At 56.1% G+C, this 11,483-nt stretch carries 8 protein-coding genes; 3 read left to right on the top strand and 5 right to left on the bottom strand.

All coding sequences use genetic code 11. The features are described 5' to 3' along the window. Positions 1–186: 186 nt before the first annotated feature. From ihfB to serC, 5 genes are all read right to left on the bottom strand, one after another. Complete coding sequence (gene ihfB / locus GRH90_RS09190; RefSeq protein WP_162365643.1) at positions 187–474, bottom strand: integration host factor subunit beta; 288 nt, start codon at positions 472–474, stop codon at positions 187–189. A 93-nt stretch (positions 475–567) separates the two neighbouring features. Beyond that, on the bottom strand, positions 568–2,250 hold the full coding sequence (gene rpsA / locus GRH90_RS09185; protein ID WP_162365642.1) for a 30S ribosomal protein S1: 1,683 nt from the start codon (positions 2,248–2,250) through the stop codon (positions 568–570). 111 nt (positions 2,251–2,361) lie between these two features. Next, the gene (gene cmk, locus GRH90_RS09180) at positions 2,362–3,045 is read right to left on the bottom strand and encodes a (d)CMP kinase (RefSeq protein WP_162365641.1); all 684 of its coding nucleotides are present in this window, start codon (positions 3,043–3,045) and stop codon (positions 2,362–2,364) included. Positions 3,046–3,226: 181 nt separating this feature from the next. Further along, on the bottom strand, positions 3,227–4,516 hold the full coding sequence (aroA, locus tag GRH90_RS09175; protein ID WP_162365640.1) for a 3-phosphoshikimate 1-carboxyvinyltransferase: 1,290 nt from the start codon (positions 4,514–4,516) through the stop codon (positions 3,227–3,229). 130 nt (positions 4,517–4,646) lie between these two features. Beyond that, positions 4,647–5,732 (bottom strand): 3-phosphoserine/phosphohydroxythreonine transaminase, encoded by a 1,086-nt coding sequence (gene serC, locus GRH90_RS09170; protein ID WP_162365639.1) that lies wholly within the window; start codon positions 5,730–5,732, stop codon positions 4,647–4,649. Positions 5,733–5,981: 249 nt separating this feature from the next. Here serC and ycaO point away from each other — a divergent pair, with 249 nt between their 5' ends. From ycaO to pflB, 3 genes are all read left to right on the top strand, one after another. Then, on the top strand, positions 5,982–7,745 hold the full coding sequence (gene ycaO, locus GRH90_RS09165; protein ID WP_162365638.1) for a 30S ribosomal protein S12 methylthiotransferase accessory factor YcaO: 1,764 nt from the start codon (positions 5,982–5,984) through the stop codon (positions 7,743–7,745). 470 nt (positions 7,746–8,215) lie between these two features. After that, positions 8,216–9,073, top strand: coding sequence for a formate transporter FocA (gene focA / locus GRH90_RS09160; protein WP_162365637.1), 858 nt, complete (start codon positions 8,216–8,218; stop codon positions 9,071–9,073). A gap of 62 nt (positions 9,074–9,135) precedes the next feature. After that, a complete protein-coding gene (gene pflB, locus GRH90_RS09155; protein WP_162365636.1) occupies positions 9,136–11,418 on the top strand; it encodes a formate C-acetyltransferase in 2,283 nt (760 codons plus the stop codon). Positions 11,419–11,483 lie beyond the last annotated feature (65 nt).

Below are 11,483 nucleotides of genomic sequence, written 5' to 3'. Positions count from 1 at the left end.
GGCGGACACAGGGTGCGGCCTGTGGCCTAACCCCCCCCCCCCGCTTAAGGCGTTCCGGGACGGCCTGTCGGCAGTCGGGCAGCCGACGGAATTTTCGCCGCCGCTGGCGTGAAGACAAAAAAAAGACACCCGAAGGTGTCTTTATTGCGACTGGCTATAACGTCCGCGCATTAACGCAACGCGGCGTTATGCGCCATAAATATTGGCGCGGTCACGCAGCTCTTTGCCTGGCTTGAAATGGGGGACATATTTGCCTTCCAATTCAACCTTATCCCCGGTTTTCGGGTTGCGTCCGACACGCGGCGCACGGTAGTGAAGTGAAAAACTGCCGAAACCACGGATTTCAATGCGCTCACCGCTGGCGAGTGTGGTCGCCATATGTTCGAGCATCTCTTTCACAGCATCCTCGACGATTTTTGCCGGGATATGAGCGTGCTGTCCAGCTAGTCTTTCAATAAGTTCAGACTTGGTCATAGTTCCTCCAAGTGCGTGTTCCCACAGTCAAGGCGGGGGCACGACCCAACTTAGCTACCGTCCGGGAGCGGCCATAACGCCGCCCCCCCATTATTATTCGCCTTTAGCTGCCTTGAACGCTTCAGCCATTGCACTGGAGAAGTTGCTGGTATCTTCCTGCTTGTTGGTGCTGTTCACAGTGGCGATAGCATCTTTCTCATCAGCTTCATCCTTAGCACGAACGGACAGGCTGACAACGCGGTTTTTACGATCGACGCCGGTGAATTTGGCTTCAACGTCGTCGCCCACGTTCAGAACCAGGGTAGCGTCTTCAATGCGGTCACGCGAGGCTTCGGAAGCACGCAGGTAACCTTCAACGCCGCCAGCTAATTCAACTGTAGCACCTTTCGCGTCAACTGCAGTAACTTTACCGGTAACAATGGTACCTTTCTTGTTCAAAGACAGGTAGTTATTAAACGGATCTTCAGCCAGTTGCTTCACGCCCAGTGAAATACGTTCGCGTTCCGCGTCAACCTGCAGGACCACGGCCGCGATTTCGTCGCCTTTCTTGTATTCGCGCACGGCTTCTTCACCGGCAACGTTCCAGGAAATGTCGGACAGATGAACCAGGCCGTCGATGCCGCCTTCCAGGCCGATGAAGATACCAAAGTCAGTGATTGACTTGATCTTGCCTTCGACGCGGTCACCCTTGTTATGGGTTTCGGCGAACTGCTGCCATGGGTTGGCTTTACACTGTTTCAGGCCCAGGGAGATACGGCGACGTTCTTCGTCGATATCCAGAACCATGACTTCAACCACGTCGCCCACGTTGACAACCTTGGACGGATGGATATTTTTGTTGGTCCAATCCATTTCGGAAACGTGAACCAGGCCTTCAACGCCTTCCTCGATTTCAACGAAGCAGCCGTAATCGGTCAGGTTGGTCACGCGACCGGTCAGGCGGGTGCCTTCCGGGTAACGTTTGGCGATAGCCACCCAAGGATCTTCGCCGAGCTGTTTCAGGCCCAGGGAGACGCGGGTACGTTCACGGTCGAATTTCAGGACTTTAACGGTGATTTCATCGCCGACATTCACGATTTCGCTCGGATGCTTAACACGCTTCCAGGCCATATCGGTAATATGCAGCAAGCCATCTACGCCGCCCAGGTCAACAAACGCGCCATAGTCGGTAAGGTTCTTGACGATACCCTTAACTTCCATGCCTTCCTGCAGGTTTTCCAGCAGCTGATCGCGTTCCGCGCTGTTTTCGGATTCAATCACCGCACGACGGGAAACCACCACGTTGTTACGTTTCTGGTCCAGCTTGATAACTTTAAACTCAAGCTCTTTGCCTTCCAGATGCAGGGTATCGCGTACCGGACGTACGTCAACCAGCGAACCCGGCAGGAACGCACGAATGCCGTTCAGTTCGACGGTGAAACCGCCCTTCACTTTGCCGTTGATGATGCCGGTAACGGTCGCGGCTTCTTCGTAGGCTTTTTCCAGCATCAGCCAGGCTTCATGGCGCTTGGCTTTTTCGCGAGACAGCAGGGTCTCACCGAAACCGTCTTCCACCGCGTCAAGCGCGACGTCGACCTGATCGCCAACCTTGATTTCCAGCTCGCCCTGGGCATTTTTAAACTGCTCGATAGGAATGGCGGATTCAGATTTCAGACCGGCGTCAACCAGTACTACGTCTTTATCAATGGAAACAACGGTACCGCGCACGATGGAACCAGGACGGGTTTCGATTTCTTTCAGGGATTCTTCAAAGAGTTGAGCAAAAGATTCTGTCATATTTGATAATCTTCAGGTGTTTTTGATTAACGTCCATCCGGCATCCTGCTCGATGGGGTTGTTATACACGCCCCATTGCCAGTCCCTGCAACGGGGTAGTTGTTTCTAAAGCTACGACAACGCCAGTATACGCCGTGAGTGCGCCAACGCCTGAGCTATCACTTCGTCGATAGTCATGCGGGTGGAATCCAGTACCAGAGCATCTGATGCCGGAACCAGCGGCGCCACCGGGCGACTCCTGTCGCGTTCGTCCCTTTCCTTTATCTCGGATAAAAGGCGTTCAAAGTTAACACTAAAGCCCTTTTCCTGCAACTGCCGCATGCGGCGGTGCGCTCTTTCTTCCGACGACGCGTCGAGAAAAATCTTCACCGGCGCCTCGGCAAACACCACGGTGCCCATATCGCGCCCGTCGGCAATCAGGCCGGGCGCCTCGCGAAATGCCCGCTGCCGGCGCAGCAGCGCCTCGCGCACCCGGGGAAACGCGGCAATCTTGGAAGCGGTGTTGCCCACGTTCTCATTACGGATTTCACCGCTGACGTCCTCGCCCTCGAGGATGATTTCCAGCTCGCCCGCCTGGACCTTGAAGCGCACGTCCAGGTGCGCCGCCAGCGGCACCAGCGCCCCTTCGGCGTTGATGTCGACCTGGTGATGCAACGCCGCCAGCGCCAGTACGCGGTAAATCGCCCCTGAATCCAGCAGATGCCAGCCTAACGCTTCCGCCAATGCTTTACACAGCGTGCCTTTCCCTGCACCGCTCGGTCCGTCGATGGTGATCACCGGGACTACTGCCGTCATTGTTTTCTCCTCTCAGCGGTCTGATTCTGGTTCCATAATAAAAAATTTACTGTGATGCATTATACGCATCATAAGGAACAAAGGTTACCCTTCGGCGCCAGGAACGTGAAATTAAGACATCTCCGCGGCATTTTCATTCACCGGCGCGGTAAACCGCCGGTGAACGGGGGGGAAAAACGGATTACGCAAGGGTGCTGATGGCGGCCAGCTGCTGGAAATAATCCGGAAAGGTTTTATTGGTGCATTGCGGATCGAGGATGGTCACCGGGGTATCGGAAAGCGCCACGAGCGAGAAGCACATGGCCATGCGGTGATCGTTATAGGTGCCGATGTCGGCGGATCGCAGCCTGGACGGCGGCGTAATGGCAATATAGTCCTCGCCCTCCACCACGTCGGCGCCCACTTTGCGCAGTTCGGCGGCCATGGCCGCCAGCCGGTCGGTTTCCTTGACGCGCCAGTTATAGATGTTGCGCAGCGTGGTGGTGCCGCCGCTGGCAAACAGCGCGGTGGTGGCGATGGTCATGGCGGCGTCGGGAATATGGTTCATATCCATATCGATGGCGCGCAGCTCGCCCCGGCTGCATTCGATAAAATCATCGCCCCAGCGAACGATCGCGCCCATGCGTTCCAGCACGTCGGCAAAGCGGATGTCGCCCTGCACACTGTTCTTGCCGATACCGGTGACCCGCACCGTGCCGCCCCTGATGGCCGCCGCCGCCAGGAAATACGAGGCGGACGAGGCGTCGCCCTCCACCAGGTAATCGCCCGGCGATCGGTAACCCCGGCCGCCTTGCAGGTAAAACACCCGGTAATTGTCATGGCGCACCTGGATGCCGAAGCTGGCCATCAGCGCCAGGGTGATATCTATATACGGCTTGGAGACCAGTTCGCCTTTGATGCGGATTACCGTATCCCCGGCGGCCAGCGGCGCCGCCATCAGCAAGGCGGTCAGGAACTGGCTGGACACGCTGCCGTCAACGGTAATATCGCCGCCGCGAAAGCCGCCGCGCAGGCGCAGCGGCGGGTAGTTTTCCTGCTCCAGGTAGTCGATATCCGCGCCGCCCTGGCGCAGGGCATCCACCAGATGGCCGATGGGTCGCTCTTTCATGCGCGGTTCGCCGGTCAGGGTAATATCATGCCGGCCCAGGCACAGTACGGCGGCCAGGGGGCGCATGGCGGTGCCGGCGTTGCCGAGGAACAGCGAAAGCGGCTCCGGCGCGGTGAAGGCCCGCCCCAGGCCGTCGATCTCGCACTGCCGGCGATCGGCGCTTAAGCGGCAGGTGACCCCGAGCGCGACCAGCGCATCGAGCATATGGCGCACATCGTCGCTGTCGAGCAGATTGGTCAGGCGCGTCGTGCCGTCGGCCAGGGCCGCCAGCAGCAGCGCCCGGTTCGAGACGCTTTTCGAGCCGGGAAGATTAATGGTGCCATCGATATGTGCCACCGGTTGTAGGGTCAGGGATTCCTGCATGTGAAACGCGTTCTCCAGCAAATAGAACAATATAATAATATAACAGCAGTGACCCCGGCTTTTACGCCAGGGTCACGGGGAAAGGGTCACCGATGGCTCGGCAAGGCGTGCCCCCCTAAGGGAGGAGGAATTAGCCGTGACGCCGGGCAAACCCGTCCATAAAGGACACCAGCGCCTCGACGCCCGCCAGCGGCATGGCGTTATACAGGGAAGCGCGCATCCCGCCCACCACGCGATGGCCTTTCAGCGCATGCAGGCCCGCCGCGTACGATTCATCCAGGAACAGTTTATCCAGCGCGGCGTCCGCCAGCAAAAAGGGCACGTTCATGCGCGAACGGTTGGCCGGGGAGACATCGTTGCGATAGAAGCCGCTGTTATCGATGTACTGATACAGCGTATCCGCCTTGGCCTGGTTGCGTTTGTCCATTTCCACCAAACCGCCCTGCTCCTTCAGCCATTTAAACACCAGGCCGGACAGATACCAGGCAAAGGTCGGCGGCGTATTGAACATCGAGTCATTTTCCGCCAGCACCTGGTAATCCAGCACCGACGGCAGTTCACGCCGCGCCTTGCCCAGCAGATCGTCACGCACAATCACCAGCGTCAGGCCGGCCGGTCCGATATTTTTCTGCGCGCCGGCGTAGATCACGCCAAAACGGCTGACGTCCAGCGGACGTGACAAAATAGTGGAGGAATAATCAGCCACCACCACCTTGTCGCCGAAATCAGGCAGTTCATCGATGGCCAGGCCGTCGATGGTTTCGTTCGGACAGTAATGCACGTAGGCGCTGTCGGCAGACAGGGCCCATTCGCCCATGGGTTTTACCGCGCGCAGGCCGTCAATGCGGGTTTTGACGTCAATCACCTTCGGATCGCAATATTTTTGCGCTTCGCTAACGGCGCTGTGCGCCCAGTAACCGCCGTCGATATAGTCGGCGCTGGCGCTGTCGCCCAACAGGTTAAGCGGCACCGCGGCAAACTGCGCCCGCGCGCCGCCGTGACTGAACAGCACTTTATAGTTTTCGGGAATGTTCAGCAGGTCGCGCAGATCCTGTTCGGACTCCTTGGCCACCTCGATAAACTCTTTACTGCGATGGCTGATCTCCATCACCGACGTTCCCAACCCATGCCAGTTGCGCAGTTCCTGCTCCGCGCGCCGCAAGACTTCCACCGGAATCATTGCCGGACCGGCGCTAAAATTAAACACCTGATTCATTTCCACTCACCACGTTGGCTAAAAAAATTTGTGAATAACAATTCTATCGTTTTTATCACTCACATCCGGACGTCGCAACGGTTATTGATTATCTTCAGCAATTTCAGCCCCCGCGCCCGCGCCCGGCGGCAGCGGCGCAACCGGGGGTAAAATTGCCCAACGCCCGCGGCGCGATCGGGATAATACGTGGAGCCGGCATAGAAAACACCGTATTATGGGCCTTTCAAGACAATAATAAAGAGAGCCTGCATGTCATTAACATTTATTCCCGGTAAAGACGCCGCCCTAGAGGATTCCATCGCCCGCTTTTATCAACAGCTTGGCGCGCTGGGGTTTAATATTGAAGAGGCCTCCTGGCTGAACCCGGTCCCCCATGTCTGGTCGGTGCATATTCGCGATCGCGACTGTCCGCTGTGTTTTACCAACGGTAAAGGCGCCAGCAAAAAGGCCGCGCTGGCCTCGGCGCTGGGCGAATATTTCGAGCGGCTGTCCACCAACTACTTTTTTGCCGATTTTTATCTCGGCGACAGCATCGCCAACGGCGACTTCGTGCATTATCCCAACGAGGAATGGTTCGCGCCGCCCGCCGACGGCCGGTTGCCCGCGGGCATTCTCGACGATCGCCTGCTGGCGTTTTACGATCCGGACCAGGAACTGACCGCCGCCGCGCTGGTAGACCTGCAATCGGGCAATGCCGCGCGGGGCATCTGCGCCCTGCCGTTTGAGCGCCAGTCCGACCGGGGGACGGTATATATTCCGATAAATATCATCGGCAACCTCTATGTCTCCAACGGCATGTCGGCGGGCAATACCGCCAATGAAGCGCGGGTGCAGGCGCTATCGGAAGTGTTCGAGCGCCATATCAAGAACCGGATTATCGCCGAATCAATAAGCCTGCCGGCCATCCCGCCGGCGGTGCTGGCGCGTTACCCCGGCGTGGTCGAGGCCATCGACCGCCTGGAGGCGGAAGGTTTTCCCATCCTGGCCTATGACGCGTCGCTGGGCGGATTATACCCCGTCATCTGCGTGGTGCTGTTTAATCCCGCCAACGGTACCTGTTTCGCCTCTTTTGGCGCGCATCCGGATTTCGGCGTGGCGCTGGAGCGCACGGTGACCGAATTATTGCAAGGCCGCAGCCTGAAAGATCTGGATGTGTTCACCCCGCCGACCTTTGACGACGAGGAAGTGGCCGAGCAGACCAACCTGGAGACCCATTTTATCGACTCCAGCGGCCTGATTTCCTGGGATCTGTTTAAGCAGGACGCCGATTACGACTTTGCCGATTGGGATTTCAGCGGCAGCACCGGCGACGAATTCACTACCCTGATGGGTATTTTCCAGCGCCTGCGCGCCGAGGTTTATATCGCCGATTACCAGCACCTGGAGGTGTATGCCTGCCGGATCCTGGTGCCCGGCATGTCGGACATCTATCCGGTGGAGGATTTGCTGCTGGCCAATAACACCATGGCCGCCCACCTGCGCGCCACCCTGACCAGCCTGCCCGGCAGCCGGTGGCCCAAGGAGCAATATCTGGCGCTGATCGAACGACTGGACGACGAAGGCCTGGATGATTTCACCCGCGTCAGGGAACTGCTGGGGCTGGCGACCGGCAAGGACAACGGCTGGTTTACCCTGCGGGTTGGCGAGCTCAAGGTCATGCTGGCGCTGGCGGGCGGCGATCTGGAGCAGGCGCTGATGTGGACCGAATGGACCCGGGACTTCAACGCGTCGGTCTTTACACCCGAGCGTGAGAATTTTTACCGCTGCCTGCACAGCCTGCTGTTGCTGGCCCAGGAGCCGGACCGCGAACCGGCGCAGTATTTCGCCGCGTTCGCGCGGATGTACGGCCGGGCCACGCTTGACAATGCCCGGGCCGCGCTGAACGGGGAGAACTGCTTCCAGGGTCTGTTCGATATCGATAGCGACCTGCGCGCCCTGCCCGCCCATCGCGCCCTGCTCGCCGCATATGACAAGCTGCAGGCGGCCAAGCGCCGCTATTGGCAACAGGCATAACCCACCGGCGGGTATAATACCGCCGCCACGCCGGCCTGCGCGGATTACGTCCCGCCGCGCGGTCGGGTGGCAATATAACCCTGCTTTTTTTATGTCATTAGCGCATAATGGTTCCACAAAAAATAATAAAGTATCGGTAATAAAATAGCGTCTTTACCAACGTAGCCAAATTGGCGCTAATGTTTCATAAAGGTGAAATCAGGCAGAATATTCTGGCCCTTTGAAACAAATACCCCACATTAATAGCTATTACATAACGACGTAAAATGTACAAAAAATGTGGTCTTCAAATCTTCGTGCAATAATTAAAATTTATTTTTATTATAATTATCAATAGATTATAATTAATCCGTTCCGTTTCAGGGCCTGTCAAGGGGTATTAAGTTTGGGCCATTATGATCTATATCAATTTTTGCTCTATACTGGTTTGTTAGAATTAGGTCGTTAATTAATCCAACGAGAGAGTTTGTGTGAAGTCTGACAACCCTTTTGACCTGAAACTACCCGATGCCATGGCGAAAGTTGCTGAAGAGGCCGGTGTCTATAAAGCTACCAAGCAACCATCAAAAACATTTTTTTCGGCCATCACCGCCGGCGTTTTTATCTCCATCGCTTTTGCGTTCTATATTACAGCAACCACCGGTGCCGGCACCATGCCGTACGGCATGGCAAAACTTATCGGCGGGATTTGTTTTTCATTGGGATTGATGCTGGTCGTGGTGTGCGGCGCCGACCTGTTTACCTCGACGGTGCTGATCATGGTGGCCAAGGCCAGCGGACGCATCACCTGGGGACAGCTGATTCGTAATTGGATTAATGTCTATATCGGCAATCTGGTGGGCGCGCTGTTTTTCGTGGCCCTGATCTGGTTCTCCGGTGAGCATATGGTGGCGAACGGCGGCTGGGGACTGAATGTCCTGCAGACGGCCGATCACAAATTACACCATACTTTTATTGAAGCGGTATGCCTGGGGATCCTGGCTAACCTGATGGTCTGCCTGGCGGTGTGGATGAGTTATTCCGGCCGCAGCCTGATGGATAAAATGTTCGCCATGATTTTCCCGGTCGCCATGTTTGTCGCCAGCGGTTTTGAACATAGCATCGCCAACATGTTTATGATCCCGCTGGGCATCGTGATTAGGCATTTCGCCACGCCGGAATTCTGGCAGGCCGTTGGGTTGGCGCCTGAACAGTTCTCGCATCTGACTATTAGCAACTTTATCATCGATAATTTAATACCGGTTACCATCGGCAACATTATCGGCGGAGGTTTACTGGTAGGATTGACGTACTGGATGATTTATCTGCGCGGTGGGCATCAGCATTAAGTTGGCTGGCACCCCCCGTAAAGCCGGGTTTTAAGAAATCCACATTAGAAGGTAGGTATAAAATGACCGATCTGAACACAAAACTAGCCACTGCTTGGGAAGGTTTTAGCAAAGGCGACTGGCAGAATGAAGTCAATGTCCGTGACTTTATCCAGAAAAACTATACTCCGTATGAAGGCAATGAAGCCTTCCTGGCCGGGGCTACTCCCGCCACCACTGAACTGTGGAGCAAGGTATTGGACGGCATCAAAATCGAAAACCGCACTCATGCGCCGGTTGATTTCGATACGGATGTTGCCGCCACCATTACGTCCCATGACGCCGGTTATATCGCTAAAGACCTGGAAAAAATCGTCGGTCTGCAGACTGATGCTCCGTTGAAACGCGCGCTTATCCCGTTCGGCGGCATCAAGATGGTTGAAAGCTCCTGCAAAGCGTATGACCGCGAACTGGATCCGGAAATCAAGAAAATCTTCACCGAATACCGCAAGACCCATAACCAGGGCGTGTTTGATGTCTATACTCCCGACATCCTGAAATGCCGTAAAACCGGCGCCCTGACCGGTTTGCCCGACGCCTACGGCCGCGGCCGCATCATCGGCGACTACCGCCGTGTCGCGCTGTACGGCATCGATTATCTGATGAAGGATAAATTCGCCCAGTTCACCTCTTTGCAAAGCAAAATGGAAAACGGCGAAGATCTGGAAGCGACTATCCGTCTGCGTGAAGAAATCGCCGAACAGCATCGCGCCCTGGCGCAAATCAAGGAAATGGCCGCCAAATATGGTTGCGACATCTCCGGCCCGGCAACGTCCGCACAGCAAGCCGTACAGTGGACTTACTTCGGCTACCTGGCCGCGGTTAAATCCCAGAACGGCGCCGCCATGTCCTTCGGCCGTACCTCGACGTTCCTTGATATCTTTATCGAACGCGACCTGAAAGCCGGCAAGATCACGGAAGAACAAGCGCAGGAATTGATTGACCACCTGGTCATGAAACTGCGTATGGTACGTTTCCTGCGTACGCCTGAATATGATGAACTGTTCTCCGGCGATCCGATTTGGGCAACTGAATCCCTGGGCGGCATGGGCGTTGACGGACGTACGCTGGTTTCCAAAAACAGCTTCCGTTTCCTGAACACCCTGTACACCATGGGACCGGCGCCTGAACCGAACATGACCATCCTGTGGTCGGAAAAGCTGCCGATCAGCTGGAAAAAGTTCACCGCCAAGGTGTCCATCGATACGTCTTCCGTCCAGTATGAAAACGATGACCTGATGCGTCCCGATTTCAACAACGACGATTACGCTATTGCCTGTTGCGTAAGCCCGATGGTGGTCGGTAAACAAATGCAGTTCTTCGGCGCCCGCGCCAACCTGGCTAAAATGGTCCTGTACGCAATCAACGGCGGCATGGACGAAAAAGCCAAAATCCAGGTCGGCCCGAAAACCGCGCCGATCATGGATGCCGTGCTTGACTATGATACCGTGCTAAGCAGCATGGACCATTTCATGGACTGGCTGGCTAAACAGTATGTCACCGCGCTGAACGTCATCCATTATATGCATGACAAGTATAGCTACGAAGCCGCGCTGATGGCGCTGCACGACCGTGACGTATACCGTACCATGGCCTGTGGCATCGCCGGCTTGTCCGTTGCCGCCGACTCCCTGTCCGCCATCAAGTACGCCAAGGTTAAACCGGTTCGTGACGCCGACGGCATGGCCGTTGACTTCGATATCGAAGGCGAATACCCGCAGTTCGGTAACAACGACTCGCGCGTCGATGATATCGCCTGCGACCTGGTTGAACGTTTCATGAAGAAAATCCAGAAACTGCCGACCTATCGTAACGCCGTTCCGACCCAGTCGATCCTGACCATTACCTCGAATGTGGTCTATGGCAAGAAGACCGGCAACACCCCTGACGGACGCCGTTCAGGCGCGCCGTTCGGACCTGGTGCCAACCCGATGCACGGTCGTGACCAGAAAGGCGCCGTCGCTTCTTTGACTTCGGTTGCCAAACTGCCGTTTGCCTACGCTAAAGACGGTATTTCCTACACCTTCTCCATCGTGCCGAAGGCACTGGGTAAAGACGAAGATGTACGTAAAGCCAACCTGGCCGGCCTGATGGACGGTTACTTCCATCATGAAGCCGGCGTCGAAGGCGGTCAGCATCTGAACGTCAACGTGATGAACCGTGAAATGCTGGTGCAGGCCATGGAACATCCCGAAGATTACCCTAACCTGACCATCCGTGTGTCCGGCTATGCGGTACGCTTCAACTCATTGACCAAAGAACAGCAGAAGGACGTTATTACCCGTACCTTCACCGCGTCAATGTAATTTCCCTCACCGTCTGAAAAGGCGTAAAATAAAGGCTCCACGAAAGTGGGGCCTTTTTAATCACC

Origin of the sequence: Acerihabitans arboris (assembly GCF_010131535.1) — a bacterium.
GTDB lineage: Bacteria > Pseudomonadota > Gammaproteobacteria > Enterobacterales > Enterobacteriaceae > Acerihabitans > Acerihabitans arboris.
The sequence above is the reverse complement of the archived record's forward strand: the minus strand, read 5'-3'. Positions and strand labels throughout refer to the sequence as shown.